The organism is Streptomyces sp. NPDC107575, from assembly GCF_055657265.1.
The window spans coordinates 133,866-154,174 of record NZ_JBVKBG010000008.1; the positions used below are offsets into that span (position 1 = coordinate 133,866).

Here is a 20,309-nt window from a genome sequence, read left to right on the forward strand (position 1 = left end):
CCGAAACGGGAAGAGGGCCTCAGGCATGATCAAGCCCCGCCGGCGATTGAGGCGCGGGGTCCGGGGCAGAGCCCCGCGACCGCACGCCCGCTGCCGCGATTGCCTACCGGAGCCGCGCCATCAACGCGTGCTCCACGAGAGTGATCAGCGTCGACTTCGCGTCCGCGCGGTGGCGGGCGTCCGTCGTGATGATCGGGGTGTCGGGGCCGATCTGGAGCGCCTCGCGGACCTCGTCCGGGTTGTAGGGCTGCGCGCCGTCGAAGCCGTTGAGGGCGATGACGAAGGGCAGGCCCGAGTTCTCGAAGTAGTCGACCGCGGGGAAGCAGTCGGCGAGGCGGCGGGTGTCGACGAGGACGACGGCGCCGATCGCGCCGCGCACCAGGTCGTCCCACATGAACCAGAAGCGGTCCTGACCGGGCGTACCGAAGAGGTACAGGATCAGGTCCTGGTCGAGCGTGATGCGGCCGAAGTCCATGGCGACCGTCGTGGTCGTCTTGTCCCCGGTGTGAGTGAGGTCGTCGATGCCCGCCGACGCGGACGTCATGACGGCCTCGGTGCGCAGCGGGTTGATCTCGGAGACGGCGCCCACGAACGTCGTCTTGCCGACGCCGAAACCGCCCGCCACCACGATCTTCGCCGATGTGGTGGAACGGCTTGGAGCGGCCGGCCCTCCGCTAGAGCTTGCGAAGTCCACTGAGCACCCTTTCGAGCAATGTCACGTCTGGCTGGCCGCCGGCGCTCTCGTCGCCGCCGGGCTGATGGATGGCGACCAGTCCCGCCTCCGCGAGGTCGGCGACGAGAATCCTGGCCACACCGAGAGGGATCTGGAGCAGGGCCGAGATCTCGGCCACCGACTTGATCTCCCGGCACAGATTGCAGATCCGCTGGTGCTCGGGCAGTTGGCCCTGCAACTGGTGCGGCTGCGCGGTGGTGTGCACCAGCGCCTCGATGGCGAGCTGGTACCGCGGCCTCGTGCGGCCGCCCGTCATGGCGTACGGGCGCACCAGCGGGTTGTTCTTCGCGGCGGGTGCGGGATTCGCGTCGGGACGCGGCTGCGGCTGCACGGGCTGAATGCGCGGCGCGGGCGGCTGGTCGTAGGGACCGGGCTGCCGGGTCGGCCGGGCGTGGTTCGCCGACGACGGGGAAGACGGGAAGTTGTACCGGTTCTGGGATCCGTCGTCACCCATGCCCGCCTGGCCCCGCCCCTGGCCGTGGCCGTAGGGCGGCCACTGGGCCGACGAACCGCTCGGGGGTGTTGCTGAACCAGACACGAACTTCCTCCTCCGACTGCGCTGGGCACCATCACTGTGGAGCCGCGTCCCGAAACCTTACGGCCCCGGGACGCGAATACGCACTGCCTGTCTGTTAGTTGAGAAGGCTTCCCTGAAGCTCCGCCCGCAGGTCCGGCGTGAGAACCGAGCCCGCACGGTCGACAAGAAGGGCCATCTCGTACCCAACGAGGCCAATGTCCGCCTCGGGGTGTGCAAGGACGGCGAGAGAAGAGCCGTCCGAGATGGACATGATGAAGAGGAATCCTCGCTCCATCTCCACAACTGTCTGGTTCACCGGGCCGCCTTCGAAGATGCGGGAGGCGCCCGCGGTCAACGAGGTCAGACCCGAGGCGACGGCCGCCAGCTGGTCGGCGCGGTCGCGGGGGAACCCTTCGGACATCGCCAGAAGGAGTCCGTCGGCGGAGACCACCACCGTGTGGGACACACCGGGGGTGTTGTCCACGAAGTTGGTGATCAACCAGTTCAGGTTCTGTGCCGCCTGGCTCATCGGGCTCACACTAACGCTCCTGGTTGTAGGTGCTGTCAGGGCCGAAGCCCTGGCCGTTCGTATCACTGCTGCCCTCGCTGCGTCCCCGCTGTACGCCGCGACGCAGGTTGCTGAGCCTGCCCCGGACGTCCTCGGGCGCGCGGGAGACCTGGGGGCCGCCCTGCGGCGTCGACTCCGCCGTGCCTTCGACCAGGTTGGCCTTGGGTACCCGGCGCGGCAGTCCGGACGCGGTGACCCCGCCCGCCTTCGGCTTCCTGAGCTGCTCCGCGCGCTCCCACCGGGCGTCGTTGGCCGAGCGCCAGGTGGTGTCCTCGTCGGAGCGGGTCTCGGGGGCCTGCTGGGGGGTCGGAGCGGGCTCCTGTGGGGCACCGCCACCGCGCCGCGGCAGACCTGCGTCGGTCAGCGCGTGGGGAGCGGAGGGGGCCGGTCCGGTCGGATCCGCCGAGGGGGCGTTGCCGTGTCCGTCGAAGCCTACGCGTTCCCGGTCCGCCGCGGCAGTCTCCGGAGCGGATTCCGCTTCGGGACCGAACGGGCCCTGGAAATCGGCCTGGTAGGGCTCCCGGTAGGCGTCCTGCGCCTGCCAGTCGGCCCGCTGCCCGGACGGCTCGAAGGGGTTGTACGACTCCCGGGGCGCTTCCGCATAACCGTCCTGCGGCGCGTACCCGGAGGCGAACCCGTCCGGCTGCCCGCCGTCGTGAGTGGGCTGTACCGGGACGAAGCCGTCGAAACCGCCCTGCTGCCGGCCGTCGTAGACGCCCTGGTGCTCGTCGTAGACGCCCTGCTGCGGATCGTCGTAGGCGAGCTGCTGACGGTTGTCGTACGGGGCCTGCCGGGTGTCGTACGCGTTCTGCTCCGCGAAGGGCGGACGGTCCTGCTGCGGCTGCTGTGGCTGGAACTCGTCGCGGAAGAGCGGGCGTTCCTGTTGCGGCTGCTGCTGGTCCTGCGCGGGGTCCTGCTGCTGGGCCTCCAGGGCCGCGCGGCGCTCCTCCCGCATGAGGGAGCGGCCGACCGGGTCCAGCTCGCGGGCGTCGTCGGGGACGTCGTAGCGGCTGTCGTCGAAGCCGAGCTCGGCCGCCGTGCGCAGCGGGGTGTGCTCGAACGCGGCCTGCTTCGGGATCATCGTCGAGACGGTGAACTCGGAGTCCTCCTGGATCCCGCCGCCACCACCGTGGGTGATCACCTCGGGAAGCATGACGAGCGAGGTGGTGCCCGCCTGCTCGCCCGAGGGGCGCAGCTGCACGCGGATGCCGTGCCGGTCGGACAGGCGGCCGACCACGAACAGGCCCATGCGCTGGGAGATCGCGGCGTCCACGGTCGGCGGGTTGGCCAGCTTGTGGTTGATGTCCGCGAAGTCCTCGGCGGTGAGGCCGATGCCCTTGTCGTGGATCTCGATCATGACGCGGCCGTCGGGGAGACGGGTCGCGGTGACGCGGACCTTGGTCTGCGGGGAGGAGAACGTCGTCGCGTTCTCCAGGAGCTCGGCGAGCAGGTGCACGAGGTCGGTGACCGCGCGGCCGTGGATCTCGGCCTCGGGGACGCCGGCCAGCTCGATGCGCTCGTACTGCTCCACCTCGGAGGTGGCGGCACGGAGCACGTCGACGAGCGGCACGGGCTGGTCCCAGCGGCGGCCGGGCTCCTCGCCCGCGAGCACCAGGAGGTTCTCGCCGTTGCGGCGCATACGGGTCGCGAGGTGGTCCAGGCGGAAGAGGTTCTCCAGCTGGTCCGGGTCGGCCTCGTTGTTCTCCAGGTCGGTGATGAGGGTCAGCTGGCCCTCGATCAGCGACTGGTTGCGCCGCGACAGGTTGGTGAAGATCGCGTTGATGTTGCCGCGCAGGAGGGCCTGCTCGGCGGCGAGCCGGACGGCCTCGCGGTGCACCTGGTCGAAGGCGCGGGCGACCTCGCCGATCTCGTCGGTGGTGACGATCGGGATGGGCTGGATACGGGTGTCCACCCGGCCCGGCTCGGTGCGCGAGAGCTGGTCGACGAGCATCGGCAGGCGCTGCTCGGCCACGTCGAAGGCGGCGGAGCGCAGCCGGCGCATCGAGCGGGACATCTGCCGGGCCATCTGCCCGGCGAGCAGGAAGGCGGCGAGCAGGGCGACCACGACGGCGACACCGATGATGATCGCTTCGCGCTTGGCGTCGGCGGCGATGGCGGAGGCCTCGTTCACGGCCTTGTCCGCCAGATCCGACTCGATCGTGCGATAGGCGTCGAACTTCGCGGTGTTGACCGCCCACCAGTTCTCGGGCGTGACGCCCTTCTGCGCGAGCGCGAGCCGGGCGCTCGGCTGCGTGCTCGGCAGCGCCACCACGGCGGCCACCATCTTGGTGTTCTCGGGCGGCGGGACGTACGAGGGGTTCTTGGCCTTGGCCGCGGCGGCCTGCTTGGCGCCGTCGGTCTTCAGCTTCTTGATCGTGCCCTCGAGCTTCTTGAGGTCCTCGGCCGTACCGCCGCCCTTGTACTCCTCGATCGCGATGTTCTCGAGGTAGGCGTAGGAGCCGAGCGCGGTGCGCTGACGGCTCAGGTTGGCGGCGCCGGGGCCCGGCTTTACCAGGAGGTGCATGCCGATGGACCGCTCCAGCGAGAGCGCGGCCTTGGTCAGCGAGATCGCGTAGACCGTGCGGCCGTAGCTGGTGATGTTGCCGGTGCCGAGGCCGAGCTCGTTGGCGAACTCCATCAGCGGGTGCTGGATGGCGACGTAGCCCTCTTCGGTCTGCACGCCGGAGAGCTTGGATGTGTACGAGGCCGCGCGCAGCTTCTTCAGCTGCGGCTCGACCTTGGTGAACTGCGCCATGCGGCGCTGGAGGCCTTCCTTCTGCGGCATCTCGTCGGCCGCCGCGTGGAACTTCGCGGCGGCGGCGTCCGTGGCCTCACGGGCCTTGGCGACCTTGGGGTCGTCCGTCTTGCCCTGGAGGAGGGGCGCGGCGGAGATGTCGCGCTCCTCGATGAGGCGGTTGCCGTACGTCAGGGAGGCCTGCACGAGGCGTGCGGTGCTCTCGGCGTCCTCGGCCTCCTGCCAGGTGTCGATCGAGTTCGACACCTGGAAGCCGCCCATGACCAGACCGACGACCACGGGTATCAGGAGGATGGCGTTCAGCTTGGTGGGCACACGCCAGTTACGGGGCGACATGCGGCCGCCCGACGACGCCGGCGCAGTGGCCTCGGCCGCCGGTGCGGGCCGCGCCGCGTCGCGCGGGGGCGGGGTGAAGTTGCCCCGCGCCGAGACCGGCTCGGGACTGTTCTTGCTTCGCCTCACTCGACCAACAACCTCTCGGCGTCGGCACCTACGTTGTGCCGCTGTATGTCTCCAGGCCCATTGCTACTGGGCAGTTCAGCGCATTCCAGCACGTCAGGAGGCGCACTTCCAAACAGTCGGAAGCGGAAGCTCCGCGTGACGCACACCCCAGATAAAACGGTCATAAAGAGCGAGCCCCGCCAAAAGGCGGGGCTCTTGTGAGCGCAGTGGAACCGGCTGTGCGCGACGTGTGTCGGTGCCCTGGGAATTCTCTTTCGAAACGTTATGAACACCACGGCCCGGCGTGTCAAAGGCCACAGGGGCCGCCGAATGGGCTACGACAACTGCCGTACGGAACCAGCCACTTGGTGACCGAGATCCGACCGTTTCTGACAGGCCGGACGGGCGTCGACTACTTCAGGCGGGCCATGAGGGCGTGCTCCACCAGCGTGATCAGGCCGCTCTTCGCGTCCGCGCGGTGCCGGGCGTCCGTCGTGATGATCGGGGTGTCGGGGCCGATCTGCAGGGCCTCGCGGACCTCTTCGGGGGTGTACGGCTGGTGCCCGTCGAAGCCGTTGAGGGCGATGACGAAGGGCAGGCCCGAGTTCTCGAAGTAGTCCACGGCCGGGAAGCAGTCCGCGAGCCGACGGGTGTCGACGAGCACCACGGCGCCGATCGCGCCGCGCACCAGGTCGTCCCACATGAACCAGAAGCGGTCCTGACCCGGCGTACCGAAGAGGTACAGGATCAGGTCGTCGTCGAGCGTGATGCGGCCGAAGTCCATGGCGACGGTGGTCGTCGTCTTGTCCCCGGTGTGCGTCAGGTCGTCGATCCCGGCGCTCGCCGAGGTCATGACGGCCTCGGTGCGCAGCGGGTTGATCTCGGAGACGGCCCCGACGAACGTGGTCTTGCCGACGCCGAAGCCGCCCGCCACCACGATCTTCGCCGAGGTGGTCGCGCGGGCGGTTCCCACGGAGCCGTCAGAGCTTGCGAAGTCCACTGAGCACCCTTTCGAGCAGAGTCACGTCCGGCGCACCGCCGTTGGCCTCGTCGCCGCCCGGCTGGTGAATGGCGACGAGCCCGGCCTCGGCCAGGTCCGCGACGAGGATCCGGGCCACGCCGAGCGGCATCGAAAGCAGCGCCGAGACCTCGGCCACCGACTTCACCTCGCGGCACAGGTGGCAGATCCGCTGGTGCTCGGGCAGCAGCGTCATGAGGGCCGCGGGGTCGGCCGTCGTGCTCACCAGCGCCTCGATGGCGAGCTGGTAGCGCGGGCGGGTCCGGCCACCGGTCATCGCGTAGGGGCGGACCAGGGGCTGGTCGCCCTCGAGGCCGTACGCGGCGTGGGCGGTGGCGCCGTACGGGTCGTATGAGTCGGTGGGCGGGGTCATGGATCCTCCGGGCGGGACGACAAGTGCGGGGGCCTGCCGTCTGAGGGTGGGCCGGTGGGGGGATTGTGACGGCGGAACAACGGGTGTGCGGATTGCGTGCGCTGACTGGATTCCGGGGCTGCCGATGCAGCAGACTGCGGGGGCGGCCGGGGTTACCGGCCGTTACCCGCCTCAGTGCAACAGGCTGCCCTGGAGCTCTGCGCGCAGGTCGGGGGTGAGCACGGAGCCCGCCCGGTCGACCATCAGCGCCATCTCGTAGCCGACGAGGCCGATGTCGCAGTCCGGGTGCGCGAGCACGGCGAGCGACGAGCCGTCCGAGATGGACATGATGAAGAGAAAGCCGCGCTCCATCTCCACCACCGTCTGATTCACGGGACCGCCCTCGAAGATCCGGGACGCGCCGGCCGTGAGCGAGGTGAGCCCCGACGCCACGGCCGCCAGCTGGTCCGCGCGGTCGCGCGGGAACCCCTCGGACATCGCGAGCAACAGCCCGTCCGCGGACACCACGACCGTGTGCGAGACACCCGGCGTGTTGTCCACGAAGTTCGTGATCAACCAGTTCAGGTTCTGTGCCGCCTGGCTCATCTGGCTCAACTAACGCTCCTGCTGGTGAGTGGGGCGGGGGTAGCTGCCGGTGTTGCCGGCCTGCCGCCCCTGCTGGATGCCCCGACGGAGATTGGTCAGCCGGCCGCGCACCTCGTCGGGCGCGCGCGAGACCTGAGGACCGGTCTGAGTCTGCTGCTCCTGGGCGGTTCCCGCCACAAGGTTCGCCCTCGGCACACGGCGAGGCAGACCGGAGTGGGTGACGCCGCCCGCGGCGGGCTTGCGCACCCGCTCGGCCTGACGCATCAGGTCGTCGTTGGGGGACTGCCGCCAGTTGGCCTCGGCCGGGTCCGGGGACGCGGCGGGGCGCGAGGGAGCGGCGGAGGGAGCCTGTGCCTGCGGCCGCTGCGGGAGGCCCTGCTCGGGGCGCCCGCCCTGCGACTGCATGCCCTGGCTGCGGCCCTGACCGTTCTGGTTCCGGCCTCCGCGGCCCTGACCGTCCCGGCCCTGGGCGTTCTGGGCCTGGGCGCTCTGGCCCTGACCCTGGCTCTGGCCGTTCTGGCCGTGGAACCAGTTCGTCTCCAGCGTGTCGTACAGAGGTGTCCGGCCGTCCCCGCCCGACGCGTCGCCGGGCGGCAGGAAGTCCTCCTGCGAGGGCTGCGCCGGGATGCCCTGGTCCTGAGCGCCGTTGCGCTGAGGCGGCTTCGGGGGCGTGAACTCGAACTGACCGGTGGCCGAGCGGCCCTGGGGCTGCGCGTACTGGCCGGTGTTCGCGGGGTCGCTCGGCGGACGGTTGTACTGGCCCGTGCCGGACGAGGTGTCCTGCGGCCGGTCGAACCTGCCGCCGGTGGCGGACGGGTCCTGCACGCGCGGGAACTGAGCGGTGCTCGACGGCTCCTGCGGGCTCTGCGGGTTCTGGAACTGGCCGGTGGCCGACGGGTCGCCCTGCTGCTGCGCGTACTGGCCGGTGTTGGCCGGGTCGCTCGGCGGACGGTTGTACTGGCCCGTGCCCGCCGGGTCCTGCGACCGCGGGAAGCCACCCGTACCGGACGAGGCGTCCGGCCTGCGCGGGAAGCCGCCGTCGTCCGAGGGGCCCTGCGGCTGCGCGAACCGGCCCGTGGCCGACGGGTCGCCCTGCTGCTGGTCGAACTGGCCCGAGCGGGACGGGTCCTGACGGTCCGTGAGGCCGCCGTCCCGGAAGCCGTTCGCCGTCGCGTCCGGTCCGCCGGCGTTGCCGCCGCGCGGGCCGAAGACGTCCGAGCGGACGAACTGGCCGGAGTCCTGAGCCGGACCGCCGCGGCCACCCTGCTGGGGCGGGCCCTGACGGTCGTCGCGGACGCGCGGGAAGCGGGCCGTGGAGTCCGGCTCGTCGTGACCGCGCGGCGCGTCCAGGTTCGGCTGTGCGTTCTCGTCGCCCCAACTCGGCGTACGGGGCTGGGGGTTGCCGCCCGGCAGCTCGGCGCGCGGACCACCGCGCGGGGGCAGCACCGGGCGCCGGCCCTGCGGCTCGTTCGGGTCGCTGTGGGTGCGCTGCTGCGGCGGCACGGGACCGCCGGGAGCCTGCCCCTTGCCGAACATGTCGGGACCGGAGGGGCCGCCGGGACCGCCGGAAGGACCGGCGGGAGCGGAAGGACCACCCGGACCCGAAGGACCGCCCGCATGGGCACCGGCCGGCGCCTGCGGGCCACCGCCGCGCCCGGGCAGCGCCGCACGCGGCCCACCCGTACCGGCACCGACCTGCGGCCGCCCACCGGGCGCACCGGAGCCGCCACCGAGGAGACCGGCCGCGCCACCGGCGTTGCCGGGCGCCTGGCCGCGGCGCGCGGCGGCGACACCGGCCGCGGCCTGCGCGGCGGCCGGGCCACCGGAACCACCGGGGCCGCCCTTGCCGGAAGGCTTCTTGCCGCCCTGCGCGACATCCACGGGAAGCATGACCAGCGCGGTCGTACCACCGGAGTCGGAGGGGCGGAGCTGGATGCGGATGCCGTGGCGCTGCGACAGACGACCGACCACGAACAGACCCATGCGGCGGGAGACCGAGACGTCCACCGTCGGGGGAGAGGCGAGCCGCTCGTTAATGGCGGCGAGGTCCTCGGGGGAGAGGCCGATGCCGGTGTCGTGGATCTCGATCAGCACACGGCCGTCGGGCAGCGCGTGACCGGTCACCTTCACCTTGGTCTGCGGCGAGGAGAACGAGGTCGCGTTCTCGAGCAGCTCGGCGAGCAGGTGCACGAGGTCGTTGACGACGCGTCCCGCGACGTCGGTCGCGGGCACGGCGGCCAGCTCGATGCGCTCGTACTGCTCCACCTCGGACGCGGCGGCACGCAGCACGTCGACGAGCGGCACGGGCCGCGTCCAGCGGCGGCCGGGCTCCTCACCGGCGAGGACGAGGAGGTTCTCGCCGTTACGGCGCATGCGGGTCGCGAGGTGGTCGAGCTTGAACAGCGAGGACAGCTGGTCCGGGTCGGCCTCGCGGGACTCCAGCTCGGAGATGAGCGAGAGCTGGCGCTGGATGAGGCCCTGCGAACGGCGCGAGAGGTTGGTGAACATCGCGTTGACGTTGCCCCGCAGGAGGGCCTGCTCGGCGGCGAGACGCACGGCCTCGCGGTGCACGTCGTCGAAGGCCGCGGCCACCTTGCCGATCTCGTCGCGCGAGTGCACGCCGACCGACTCCACGGACGTGTCGATGTCCTGGGGGTCGGACTCGGACAGCTCCTTGACCAGCTCGGGCAGGCGGTCCTGGGCGACCTTGGTCGCGGTGTCCTGGAGGCGGCGCAGCGAGCGGATCATGGACCGGGCCACGACGAAGGCGCCGACGAGCGAGACGCCGAGCACGAGCAGGATCAGCGCACCGTTGATGATGGCCGAACGCTCGGAGGCGTTGCGCAGCTCGCGGGCCTGCTGCTCCATCTGGTTGAGCAGCGTCAGCTCGATCTTGGACATTTCCTGGATGCGCGTGGTGTCCGCGTCGACCCAGTCCTTGTACGAGCGCTTGTCCTGCGTCTTGATGCCGTCGGTCTTCTGCAGCACACGGTTCGCGTAGGTGTCCGCGGCCTCGATCGTGGAGTTGTTCTCCTCGATCGGCTTGAGCAGCGCCTGCGCGTCGACGGGGCCGTACACGGCCTTGAAGGACTGCAGCTGGGACTTCTGGTTCTCGGCCGCGGCGAGCCCGTACTGACGGTCGGTCTCGGACAGCTTGCCGAACCGGGCGCTGTTGGGCGGCAGGGCGGCGGCGATGATCGCGCGCTGCTCCGAGGCGTACTCCTTGGCGGAGGAGAAGGCCGCCAGGGCGCGCGTGCGCTGGATCATCTCGGGGCTGCTGGTCGCCTGCGCCATGTCCGTGGACAGCGAGAGCAGCTCGTCGATGATGCGGCTGTAGGCGTCGACGGTCTGCGAGGAGTTCGACGTGTCGGCGTACGCCCCCTGCCGGATCTTGCTCAGGGTGTTCAGCTCGCTGGCGATCTGCACCGCGTGCTCGCGCACACCGTTGAGGCTGCCGGTCTCGCCGTCGGCCTTGATGTCCGTGGTGCTTTGCAGGAACGAGGTCTTGGCGCGGGTGGTCTTCTCCCGCGTCGACCGGACGTTGAAGTCGCTCGTCGACGAACCATTGGACAGCGGGCCCGCCGCCTGGTCGCGCTCCTCCTGGAGCGCCGACGCCAGCTCGGTGGCCTGCTTCGTCATCTCGGTCAGCAGCTTCATGTTGTCGAGCTGCTGGATGTCGTTCAGGGACTCGGCGATGCGGAGCGCGCCCAGCGAGGTCGCGGCGACCACGGGCAGCGCGAGCAGCGAGACGAGACGCGTCGAAATGCGCCAGTTGCGCAGCGCCATCCGTGAACCGGGCCCCGTGGGGCCCTTGGGCTTCGCCGCGGACGGCGTGGCCGAGCCGGAGGCGCCGCTCCTGCCGTCGGCCTCCGAGGTGTCGACGGACGCGGTGCGCCCCGGGTTCTGGGCGTGCGGGGTCCGGGTACCGCCGGCTATCGGGCCGGTCCCGCCGCGCGGCTCCGGCTCCGCCGCAGCGCTGCCATCCCTGTTCTTACGTCCCTGCACTAGCGTCGCAACCTCTGGACCAGGCGCCCCGCCCGTATACACGGACAAGACGGTGTCGGCGTCGTTCGGGGGGCGACCTGAAACGTCCCCCTGTGGTCGTGAGTGACCGGCGCTGGTTCCCCCTCTCCGCCGCTGCTCGGCGCTGCGTTGCGCCCGTGCGCGCCGGTTCTGTACCTGCGGCGGTCCACGCGATTCCAGCACAGTGCAGGATCTCCAACAAGGCCCGAGGTGGTGGCCGCACCCAGTGTGACGCGACGTAAGAGAAGAGTCACGGGTCGTGCAACTCGACCTGCTCCAACCCGGTCATTGCGGGACTTTCCGCGTACGCCTGGGGGGTGTCCCAGTCGCCATGATCGGGAGCGGAATAGTGGCTTCAGTTGCGTAATGTCCGTTTCCCGGGCCGGAGTTGGTGGCCCGAAGTGCCCCATTTGCGAGGTACTCCGTGAGCAAACTCACACGCGGTCGATCGCAACTTCCCGGCTTTCGGCGGGAATCAGATGTTTAGCCTGGCGTTTTACAGGGATGGCCCATCGGACTACGGAGAAGGTTCCCGAGCTCAGTCATGACGAAGACGATGATGTTCCAGAACATTGCCAACCCGCGGCGCACGACGCTGGCGCACCTCGCGGACGCCGACGAGATCCAGGCCGCTCCGGCCGTCCCCGAGCACCCGGCCGCCCTGCCCTCGAACACGGCGAACCCCAAGCGCACGATCCTGATGGTGGCGCCGGAGACCGCCCCGGCGGCGTAACAACCGGGCCGACGGCCCAGGCCCCACCGCGTTAGCCTGGCTCTGTCACATCCCACCCGGGCCACCGCACAAAAAAGGGGCGCAGCAGACCGTGCGCATCGCCAGATTCTCCATCGACGGGAACGTCGCCTTCGGCGCGGTCGAGGGCGACAAGCCAGACGAGCTCGTCCTCGACATCATCAAGGGCATCCCGTTCGCGGACTTCGAACTCTCCGGTACGAAGGTCCCGGTCGGCAAGGTCCGGCTGCTGCCCCCGGTGCTCCCGAACAAGGTGATCGCCTTCGGCCGCAACTACGCGGAGCACGCGAAGGAACTGGGCAACGAGGTCCCGGACACCCCCTTCGCCTTCTTCAAGCCGTCGACGTCGGTGATCGGCCCGGACGCCGAGATCCAGTACCCCGGCTTCTCCGAGGAGCTGCACCACGAGGCGGAGCTCGCCGTCGTCATCGGCCGCATGTGCCGCGAGGTCCCGCGCGAGCGCGTCAAGGACGTCGTCTTCGGCTACACGGCGGCCAACGACGTCACGGCCCGCGACGTGCAGAAGCGCGAGAAGCAGTGGGCCCGGGCCAAGGGCTTCGACACGTCCTGCCCGCTGGGCCCCTGGGTGGAGACCGACCTCACCCTGGAGCAGGCCTCCGACCTCACGATCCAGTGCACGGTCAACGGTCAGCAGCGACAGCTGGGCCGCACGTCGCAGATGATCACGTCCATCGAGGACCTGATCGTCAACATCTCCGAGGCCATGACGCTGCTTCCCGGCGACGTCATCCTCACGGGCACCCCGGAAGGGGTCGGCCCGCTCGCCGTCGGCGACGAGGTCGCCGTCAGCATCGAAGGCATCGGCACTCTCACCAACAAGGTTGTCAAGCGTGGCTAGCGCACCCGTACGCGTCCGTTTCTGCCCCTCGCCCACCGGTAACCCCCACGTGGGCCTGGTCCGCACCGCCCTGTTCAACTGGGCCTTCGCGCGCCACAACCAGGGCACCCTGGTCTTCCGCATCGAGGACACCGACGCGGCCCGCGACAGCGAGGAGTCGTACGAGCAGCTCCTCGACGCGATGCGCTGGCTCGGCTTCGACTGGGACGAGGGCCCCGAGGTCGGCGGCCCGCACGCCCCGTACCGGCAGTCCCAGCGGATGGACATCTACAAGGACGTCGCCGACAAGCTCCTCGAGGCCGGCAAGGCGTACCCCTGCTACTGCTCCACCGAGGAGCTCGACGAGCGCCGCGAGGCCGCCCGCGCCGCCGGCAAGCCGTCCGGCTACGACGGCCACTGCCGCGACCTGTCGGCCGAGCAGAAGCAGGCCTACGAGGCCGAGGGCCGCAAGCCGATCGTCCGCTTCCGGATGCCCGACACGAAGATCACGTTCAACGACCTGGTGCGCGGCGAGATCTCGTACGAGCCGGAGAACGTGCCGGACTACGGCATCGTCCGCGCCAACGGCGCCCCGCTCTACACGCTCGTCAACCCGGTCGACGACGCCCTGATGGAGATCACCCACGTCCTGCGCGGCGAGGACCTGCTCTCCTCCACCCCGCGCCAGATCGCCCTCTACTGGGCGCTCAAGGACCTGGGCATCGCCAAGCTGGTCCCCGAGTTCGGCCACCTGCCGTACGTGATGGGCGAGGGCAACAAGAAGCTCTCCAAGCGCGACCCGCAGTCCTCGCTCAACCTGTACCGCGAGCGCGGCTTCCTCCCGGAGGGCCTGCTCAACTACCTCTCCCTCCTCGGCTGGTCCCTCTCCGCGGACCGCGACATCTTCTCCATCGACGAGATGGTGGCGGCGTTCGACGTCAAGGACGTCCAGCCGAACCCGGCCCGCTTCGACCTCAAGAAGTGCGAGTCGATCAACGGCGACCACATCCGCCTGCTCGACCCGAAGGACTTCGCGGAGCGCTGCGCCCCGTGGCTGCAGGCCCCCTTCGCGCCGTGGGCCCCGGAGGAGTTCGACGAGGCGAAGTGGGCGGCCATCGCGCCGCACGCCCAGACCCGCCTCAAGGTCCTCTCGGAGATCACGGACAACGTGGACTTCCTCTTCCTCGCCGAGCCGGTCTTCGACGAGGCGAGCTGGACGAAGGCCATGAAGGAGGGCTCCGACGCGCTCCTGCGCACGGCCCGCGAGAAGCTCGACGCGGCCGACTGGAGCTCCCCTGAGTCCCTCAAGGAGGCCGTCCTGGCCGCCGGCGAGGCCCACGGCCTCAAGCTCGGCAAGGCCCAGGCCCCGGTCCGCGTGGCGGTCACCGGCCGCACGATCGGCCTGCCCCTCTTCGAGTCCCTGGAGATCCTGGGCAAGGAGCAGACCTTCGCCCGCATCGACGCGGCCCTGGCGAAGCTCACCGCGTGAGCGCGACCACGCGCGCGTAGCCCCCTGAAAGACCCGGAAGCGATCGGCTTCCGGGTCTTTCGCCGTTACGGTCGTCCCATGCCGCACAGCACCGCGATCGAGCCCTCCGCCACCGGCATCAAGGCCATTGTCTGGGACATCGACGACACCCTCTTCGACTACGCCACGGCCGACACCGTCGGCATGCGGGAGCACCTCACCGTGGAGGGCCTCCTCGACGGCTACGGGAGCGTCGAGGAGGCGCTCGTGCGGTGGCGGGCCGCCACGCGGGAGCACTGGGCCCGCTTCGAGGCGGGGGAGGTGGACTGGGAGTCGCAGCGCAGGGACCGCGTGCGCAGCTTCGTGGGGCGTGCCATGGAGGCCGAGGAGGCCGACGGGTGGTTCGCCCGTTATCTCGGTCACTACGAGGCCGCGTGGAGCCTCTTCCCCGACACCGTCCCGGCCCTCGACACCCTCGCCGCCGGCTACCGGCACGCGGTGCTCTCCAACTCCTCCCTCCACAACCAGGACCGCAAGCTGCGCGTCCTCGGTGTGCGCGACCGCTTCGAGGCCGTCCTGTGCGCCGCCGAACTCGGCGTGGCCAAGCCCGAGGCGGCCGCCTTCCACGCCGTCTGCGAGGAGCTCTCCCTGGAGCCGCACGAGATCGCGTACGTCGGTGACCAGCCGGACACGGACGCCCGCGGAGCGGTCGACGCGGGCCTGAGCGGAATCTGGCTCGACCGCGCGGAACTGGGCGGCAGGCCCGAACTCGTACGCATCACAGGGCTTGATCAACTGCCTGCGCTGTTGGCGGGGGATACCCGTTTTGGAGCGCAGTCCACCTTCGGGTAATGTTCTTTCTGCGCCAAGGGGAGCGGGCCGAAAAGCCCGGGTCCCGGAAGCGCAAGCCAAGCAAGATCCCCCTCGGGGGTTGTGCTTCGGTGGCCTATGGTGTAATTGGCAGCACGACGGTTTCTGGTTCCGTTAGTCTAGGTTCGAGTCCTGGTAGGCCAGCTCGCAGAGCTCATCTGCAACCGTGGACATGGCGTCCACAAAGCCCCCGTTGTGTAGCGGCCTAGCACGCCGCCCTCTCAAGGCGGTAGCGCCGGTTCGAATCCGGTCGGGGGTACAGATCCTTCCCGCGGGGACGGCCTGGGTAGCTCCCACCGACCCTGATGCAGGATCGCTAGGGCCCCCGTTGTGTAGCGGCCTAGCACGCCGCCCTCTCAAGGCGGTAGCGCCGGTTCGAATCCGGTCGGGGGTACGCACTGAGTTCGCAGGTCGCAAGGCCTTGAACTTCTGTGGTCTATGGTGTAATTGGCAACACTACGGTTTCTGGTACCGTCATTCTAGGTTCGAGTCCTGGTAGACCAGCTCGATCACGCAAGTGGTCAAGGCCCCCGTTGTGTAGCGGCCTAGCACGCCGCCCTCTCAAGGCGGTAGCGCCGGTTCGAATCCGGTCGGGGGTACTCGCGAACGATCAAGGCCCTTCCCGAATATGGGAAGGGCCTTTTTCATGTGCGTGCGCGGGATACGGGAGTTGAGACCCCGCGGGGACAACTCCGGCCGGTCGCTGCGGCGTTGGAGCGACCGGCCGGGAACGGGCAGGAAACGTAAGGGGAGTTGGGGCGACCGGCTCAACCGGTACGACGCAGGGCCTCGGAGAGGCGGCCCGCGGCGTCGATGACCGCCTGGGCGTGCATCCGGCCCGGGTGGCGCGTGAGGCGCTCGATCGGTCCGGAGACCGAGACCGCCGCCACGACGCGGTTGGAGGGGCCGCGCACGGGCGCGGAGACGGACGCGACGCCCGGCTCCCGCTCGCCGATCGACTGGGCCCAGCCGCGGCGCCTGACGCCCGACAGGGCCGTCGCCGTGAAGCGGGCGCCCTGGAGGCCCCGGTGCAGGCGCTCCGGCTCCTCCCAGGCCATCAGGATCTGCGCGGACGAGCCCGCCTTCATCGTGAGGGTGGAGCCCACCGGGACCGTGTCCCGCAGTCCGGAGAGCCGCTCCGCCGCGGCGACGCAGATGCGCATGTCGCCCTGGCGGCGGTAGAGCTGGGCGCTCTCGCCCGTGACGTCCCGCAGGTGCGTGAGCACCGGGCCCGCCGTGGCGAGGAGGCGGTCCTCGCCGGCCGCCGCCGAGAGTTCCGCGAGGCGCGGGCCGAGAATGAAACGGCCCTGCATGTCGCGCGCCACCATGCGGTGGTGCTCCAGGGCCACCGCCAGGCGGTGGGCTGTGGGTCTTGCCAGTCCGGTGGCCGCGACAAGGCCTGCGAGGGTCGCGGGTCCGGACTCCAGGGCGCCCAGGACAAGGGCTGCCTTGTCCAGAACGCCGACGCCGCTACTGTTGTCCATGCGTCGATACTCCCGTCTCACTCTGTGAAACGCAAGTTCAATTTTCCGTGGAACTTGCCACCCTGTACGTCACACCGGCCCGTGGACCAAACGGGCCCGGCCGTCGGCGTCCGGCACGAGGGGTACGGGCGACGGCGATCCGAATCTCTAGTTGGGCCGGCGCACCTCAAGCCGGCCGGAGGGAAAGCGATGGGTAGGACACTCGCGGAGAAGGTCTGGGACGACCACGTCGTCCGGCGCGCCGAGGGCGAGCCCGACCTCCTCTTCATCGATCTGCACCTGCTGCACGAGGTGACCAGCCCGCAGGCCTTCGACGGCCTCCGGCAGGCGGGCCGCCAGGTGCGGCGCACCGACCTCACCATCGCCACCGAGGACCACAACACCCCGACCCTCGACATCGACAAGCCGATCGCCGACCCGGTCTCGCGCGTGCAGCTGGAGACGCTGCGCAAGAACGCCGCCGAGTTCGGGGTCCGTCTGCACTCCCTGGGCGACGTCGAGCAGGGCGTCGTGCACGTGGTCGGTCCGCAGCTGGGTCTGACGCAGCCGGGCACCACCGTCGTCTGCGGCGACTCCCACACCTCGACGCACGGCGCCTTCGGCGGTCTGGCGTTCGGCATCGGCACCTCGCAGGTCGAGCACGTGCTGGCCACGCAGACGCTGCCGATGGCCCGCCCGAAGACGATGGCCATCACGGTCGACGGCGAGCTGCCCGAGGGCGTCACCGCCAAGGACCTGATCCTCGCCATCATCGCGAAGATCGGCACCGGCGGCGGCCAGGGCTACATCCTGGAGTACCGCGGCTCGGCCATCGAGAAGCTGTCGATGGAAGCGCGGATGACCATCTGCAACATGTCCATCGAGGCCGGTGCCCGCGCGGGCATGGTCGCCCCCGACGAGACCACCTTCGCGTACCTCGAGGGCCGCCCGCACGCCCCCAAGGGCGCCGAGTGGGACGAGGCCGTCGCGTACTGGAAGACGCTGAAGACGGACGACGACGCGGTCTTCGACGCCGAGGTCTTCATCAAGGCGGACGAGCTGTCGCCGTTCGTCACCTGGGGCACCAACCCCGGTCAGGGAGCGCCCCTTTCGGCGAACATCCCCGACCCGGCTTCGTACGAAGACGCTTCGGAGCGCTTCGCCGCCGAAAAGGCCCTGGAGTACATGGGGTTGGAGGCCGGGCAGGCGCTGCGCGACGTCAAGGTCGACACCGTCTTCGTAGGCTCGTGCACCAACGGCCGCATGGAGGACCTGCGGGCCGTCGCCGAGATCCTCAAGGGCCGCAAAATCGCCGACGGCGTACGGATGCTGGTCGTCCCGGGCTCCGCGCGGGTGGGCCTGCAGGCCGTCGACGAGGGCCTGGACAAGGTCTTCAAGGAGGCCGGCGCCGAGTGGCGCTACGCGGGCTGCTCCATGTGCCTGGGCATGAACCCGGACCAACTCGCTCCCGGCGAGCGCTCCGCCTCCACCTCCAACCGCAACTTCGAGGGCCGGCAGGGCAAGGGCGGCCGCACCCACCTGGTCTCGCCCCAGGTCGCCGCGGCCACCGCAGTCCTGGGCCACCTGGCCTCGCCCGCCGACCTGTCCGACGCCCCTGTCGCCGCTGGAGTCTGATCAGTCATGGAAGCATTCACCACGCACACCGGCCGGGCCGTCCCGCTGCGCCGCAGCAACGTGGACACCGACCAGATCATCCCCGCCCACTGGCTCAAGAAGGTGACGCGGGACGGGTTCGAGGACGGGCTGTTCGAGGCCTGGCGCAAGGACTCCGAGTTCGTGCTCAACCAGCCCGAGCGCGAGGGCGCCACCGTCCTGGTGGCCGGTCCCGACTTCGGCACCGGTTCCTCCCGTGAGCACGCCGTCTGGGCCCTGCAGAACTACGGGTTCAAGACCGTCATCTCCTCCCGCTTCGCGGACATCTTCCGCGGCAACTCCCTCAAGAACGGTCTGCTGACCGTGGTTCTCGACCAGAAGGTCGTGGACCAGCTGTGGGAGCTGGTGGAGAAGGACCCGCAGGCCGAGATCACGGTCGACCTGCAGGAGCGCGAAGTTCGGGCCGAGGGCGTCACCGCGTCCTTCGAGCTGGACGAGAACTCCCGCTGGCGGCTGCTGAACGGGCTCGACGACATCAGCATCACGCTGCGCAACGAGGACGACATCGCCGCCTACGAGGCGAAGCGCCCGTCCTTCAAGCCGCAGACGGTCCAGGTCTGAGTCGTAGCCCGGCAAGGCTTATTCAGGCCACTTCCACAGGCCCCGTACCCCCAATCGTGCACCGGTTGGGGGTACTTCTGTGTCCGGCTCCAAAACCCCTTCCGGGCCCCGCCCGGGGGTGCGTCGGCGCCTCTCAACTCCCTTGAATGCCAAGGGTGTTCCAGGGGTACGCGTGCATCGGCGGCACTCCGGGCGAGCAGGCCGCGCAAGGCTCCAGAAGGGCCTTCTGGGGCGGGAGTTGCACCCTGCGGAGGCGACAACTCGCCCCAGATGGCACAATCTGTGCATGGAACACGACGGCCAACTCCAGCTGTACGCGGCGGTCGCGGACCAACTCAAGGAAGCGCACGCCAGAGTGCGCACACTGCAAGTCCCGGAGGGCGTACGGATGGCGCTGACCCGGAAGCTGCTGGCCGTCACGGCCGCGGCCAAACACGATCTCGCCGGTGCGGCAAGGCGTCTGGAGCGATTCATGGCGGACCTCGACGACTTCGAAGAGGGCTCGATCACTGAAGAGGAACTCTGAGACTGCCCAGTTCGTTGCGGCACAAGGGTGATTAGCCCGTTTCGCGTTTGATTTGCGGTATATATCTGCCTAACGTGCGAAAAAGCCGGTGCGAAAGAGATTCGTTCCGGCAATGTCTCCGAAGGGGAAGACGTGAACAAGGCGCAGCTCGTAGAAGCCATTGCCGACAAGGTTGGCGGCCGTCAGCAGGCCGCTGACGCCGTCGACGCCGTACTCGACGCCATCGTGCGTTCCGTGGTCAGCGGTGACCGCGTCTCGGTGACGGGCTTCGGCTCGTTCGAGAAGGTCGACCGCCCGGCCCGCTACGCCCGCAACCCGCAGACCGGCGAGCGCGTCCGGGTCAAGAAGACCTCGGTGCCGCGTTTCCGCGCGGGCCAGGGCTTCAAGGACCTCGTCGCGGGTTCGAAGAAGCTCCCGAAGAACGACGTCGCGGTCAAGAAGGCGCCCAAGGGCAGCCTGAGCGGCGGCGCTTCGGCGACGGTCAAGAAGGCAGCCGCGAAGAAGGCCACGGCCAAGAAGACCACCGCCAAGAAGACGACGGCGAAGAAGACCACGGCCGCCGCCAAGAAGGCCACGGCGAAGAAGACCACCACCGCCAAGAAGGCGACCACGGCCAAGAAGGCGGCCCCGGCCAAGAAGGCCACCACCGCCAAGAAGGCCACGGCGAAGAAGACCACCGCCAAGAAGGCCGCCCCGGCCAAGAAGGCCACCGCGAAGAAGACGGCGCCCGCCACGAAGGCCACGGCCAAGAAGGCGCCCGCCAAGAAGTCGACGGCGCGCAAGACCACCGCCAAGAAGGCCACCGCCCGCAAGAAGTAAGTCGCTTCTCGGGCGTACGCCACAAGGTTGCTCACGCGTCGGGCCGGGCTCCCTCCGGGGAGACCGGCCCGCGGTGTGTTCAGGGGGCCCTGCCGGGCCCCACAGGCGTTTTCAGAAGGTCTGCAGGGTCACCAGGGTGATCCGCCGCGCGTCGCCCTCGCCCTGCACCTCGATGCGCACGCGCTGCCCGGGCCGCAGCAGCCGCAGGCCGCCCGCGTCGAAGGCGGCGGCGTCGAAGGAGACGGGTGTGCCGTCGTCCAGAAGGACGCTGCCGGCACGGGTTTCGGAGTCGTACGTGTACGCGGTGGCCTGCATACCGGCAGCGT

The 20,309-nt window shown here is 69.9% G+C and carries 18 protein-coding genes and 5 tRNA genes; 13 read left to right on the plus strand and 10 right to left on the minus strand.

Going from position 1 to position 20,309, the window contains the following annotated elements; genetic code table 11:
- Positions 1 to 103 precede the first annotated feature (103 nt).
- From ACZ7L4_RS35360 to ACZ7L4_RS35395, 8 genes are all read right to left on the minus strand, one after another.
- Positions 104 to 694 (minus strand): GTP-binding protein, encoded by a 591-nt coding sequence (locus ACZ7L4_RS35360; RefSeq protein ID WP_266714479.1) that lies wholly within the window; start codon positions 692 to 694, stop codon positions 104 to 106.
- On the minus strand, positions 675 to 1,271 hold the full coding sequence (locus ACZ7L4_RS35365) for a DUF742 domain-containing protein (protein WP_450810585.1): 597 nt from the start codon (positions 1,269 to 1,271) through the stop codon (positions 675 to 677). The genes ACZ7L4_RS35360 and ACZ7L4_RS35365 overlap by 20 nt, the downstream gene beginning before the upstream one ends.
- Positions 1,272 to 1,365: 94 nt before the next feature.
- Positions 1,366 to 1,779: a roadblock/LC7 domain-containing protein gene (locus ACZ7L4_RS35370; protein WP_240140277.1), complete on the minus strand. Its 414-nt coding sequence runs from the start codon at positions 1,777 to 1,779 to the stop codon at positions 1,366 to 1,368.
- Positions 1,780 to 1,789: 10 nt separating this feature from the next.
- Positions 1,790 to 5,035, minus strand: a complete 3,246-nt coding sequence (locus ACZ7L4_RS35375; RefSeq protein WP_472109002.1) for a nitrate- and nitrite sensing domain-containing protein — start codon at positions 5,033 to 5,035, stop codon at positions 1,790 to 1,792.
- 391 nt (positions 5,036 to 5,426) lie between these two features.
- Positions 5,427 to 6,014 (minus strand): GTP-binding protein, encoded by a 588-nt coding sequence (locus ACZ7L4_RS35380; RefSeq protein ID WP_356388885.1) that lies wholly within the window; start codon positions 6,012 to 6,014, stop codon positions 5,427 to 5,429.
- The gene (locus tag ACZ7L4_RS35385) at positions 5,995 to 6,405 is read right to left on the minus strand and encodes a DUF742 domain-containing protein (protein WP_472109004.1); all 411 of its coding nucleotides are present in this window, start codon (positions 6,403 to 6,405) and stop codon (positions 5,995 to 5,997) included. Before ACZ7L4_RS35385 ends, ACZ7L4_RS35380 begins: the two co-directional genes overlap by 20 nt.
- 171 nt (positions 6,406 to 6,576) lie before the next feature.
- A complete protein-coding gene (locus ACZ7L4_RS35390; protein WP_306318913.1) occupies positions 6,577 to 6,990 on the minus strand; it encodes a roadblock/LC7 domain-containing protein in 414 nt (137 codons plus the stop codon).
- A 9-nt stretch (positions 6,991 to 6,999) separates the two neighbouring features.
- Complete coding sequence (locus tag ACZ7L4_RS35395; RefSeq protein ID WP_472109006.1) at positions 7,000 to 10,995, minus strand: sensor histidine kinase; 3,996 nt, start codon at positions 10,993 to 10,995, stop codon at positions 7,000 to 7,002.
- 562 nt (positions 10,996 to 11,557) lie between these two features.
- Between ACZ7L4_RS35395 and ACZ7L4_RS35400 the strand changes: the two genes are divergently transcribed.
- The 9 genes from ACZ7L4_RS35400 to ACZ7L4_RS35440 all read left to right on the plus strand — a co-directional run bounded on the left by ACZ7L4_RS35400 (position 11,558) and on the right by ACZ7L4_RS35440 (position 15,539).
- Entirely contained in the window at positions 11,558 to 11,746 is a 189-nt protein-coding gene (locus ACZ7L4_RS35400; protein ID WP_472109008.1) for a hypothetical protein, read from the plus strand.
- Positions 11,747 to 11,837: 91 nt separating this feature from the next.
- The gene (locus tag ACZ7L4_RS35405; RefSeq protein ID WP_472109010.1) at positions 11,838 to 12,623 is read left to right on the plus strand and encodes a fumarylacetoacetate hydrolase family protein; all 786 of its coding nucleotides are present in this window, start codon (positions 11,838 to 11,840) and stop codon (positions 12,621 to 12,623) included.
- A complete protein-coding gene (gltX, locus tag ACZ7L4_RS35410) occupies positions 12,607 to 14,091 on the plus strand; it encodes a glutamate--tRNA ligase (protein ID WP_472109012.1) in 1,485 nt (494 codons plus the stop codon). The genes ACZ7L4_RS35405 and gltX overlap by 17 nt, the downstream gene beginning before the upstream one ends.
- A 78-nt stretch (positions 14,092 to 14,169) precedes the next feature.
- Positions 14,170 to 14,922 carry an HAD family hydrolase gene (locus ACZ7L4_RS35415; RefSeq protein ID WP_472109014.1) on the plus strand — a complete coding sequence of 251 codons (753 nt, stop codon included), beginning with the start codon at positions 14,170 to 14,172 and terminating at the stop codon, positions 14,920 to 14,922.
- A gap of 90 nt (positions 14,923 to 15,012) precedes the next feature.
- Positions 15,013 to 15,084: transfer RNA gene (locus ACZ7L4_RS35420), tRNA-Gln, on the plus strand.
- Positions 15,085 to 15,126: 42 nt separating this feature from the next.
- Positions 15,127 to 15,199 (plus strand) — tRNA-Glu (locus tag ACZ7L4_RS35425).
- A gap of 62 nt (positions 15,200 to 15,261) precedes the next feature.
- Positions 15,262 to 15,334, plus strand: a tRNA-Glu gene (locus tag ACZ7L4_RS35430).
- A gap of 38 nt (positions 15,335 to 15,372) precedes the next feature.
- Positions 15,373 to 15,444: transfer RNA gene (locus tag ACZ7L4_RS35435), tRNA-Gln, on the plus strand.
- A 22-nt stretch (positions 15,445 to 15,466) separates the two neighbouring features.
- Positions 15,467 to 15,539, plus strand: a tRNA-Glu gene (locus ACZ7L4_RS35440).
- Between the two features lie 168 nt (positions 15,540 to 15,707).
- Here the strand turns inward: ACZ7L4_RS35440 and ndgR are convergent.
- A complete protein-coding gene (gene ndgR / locus ACZ7L4_RS35445; RefSeq protein WP_324767461.1) occupies positions 15,708 to 16,424 on the minus strand; it encodes an IclR family transcriptional regulator NdgR in 717 nt (238 codons plus the stop codon).
- A gap of 189 nt (positions 16,425 to 16,613) precedes the next feature.
- On the opposite strand from ndgR, the gene leuC reads away from it, so the two are divergent.
- The 4 genes from leuC to ACZ7L4_RS35465 all read left to right on the plus strand — a co-directional run bounded on the left by leuC (position 16,614) and on the right by ACZ7L4_RS35465 (position 19,983).
- Positions 16,614 to 18,038 (plus strand): 3-isopropylmalate dehydratase large subunit, encoded by a 1,425-nt coding sequence (gene leuC, locus ACZ7L4_RS35450; RefSeq protein ID WP_472109016.1) that lies wholly within the window; start codon positions 16,614 to 16,616, stop codon positions 18,036 to 18,038.
- A gap of 6 nt (positions 18,039 to 18,044) precedes the next feature.
- Complete coding sequence (gene leuD / locus ACZ7L4_RS35455) at positions 18,045 to 18,638, plus strand: 3-isopropylmalate dehydratase small subunit (RefSeq protein ID WP_472109018.1); 594 nt, start codon at positions 18,045 to 18,047, stop codon at positions 18,636 to 18,638.
- A 286-nt stretch (positions 18,639 to 18,924) separates the two neighbouring features.
- The gene (locus ACZ7L4_RS35460; protein ID WP_266714505.1) at positions 18,925 to 19,164 is read left to right on the plus strand and encodes an SCO5555 family protein; all 240 of its coding nucleotides are present in this window, start codon (positions 18,925 to 18,927) and stop codon (positions 19,162 to 19,164) included.
- A gap of 132 nt (positions 19,165 to 19,296) precedes the next feature.
- Positions 19,297 to 19,983: an HU family DNA-binding protein gene (locus ACZ7L4_RS35465; protein WP_422432282.1), complete on the plus strand. Its 687-nt coding sequence runs from the start codon at positions 19,297 to 19,299 to the stop codon at positions 19,981 to 19,983.
- Positions 19,984 to 20,094: 111 nt separating this feature from the next.
- Here the strand turns inward: ACZ7L4_RS35465 and ACZ7L4_RS35470 are convergent, their stop codons facing one another.
- A complete protein-coding gene (locus ACZ7L4_RS35470; RefSeq protein ID WP_422410153.1) occupies positions 20,095 to 20,298 on the minus strand; it encodes a hypothetical protein in 204 nt (67 codons plus the stop codon).
- Between the last annotated feature and the right edge of the window lie 11 nt (positions 20,299 to 20,309).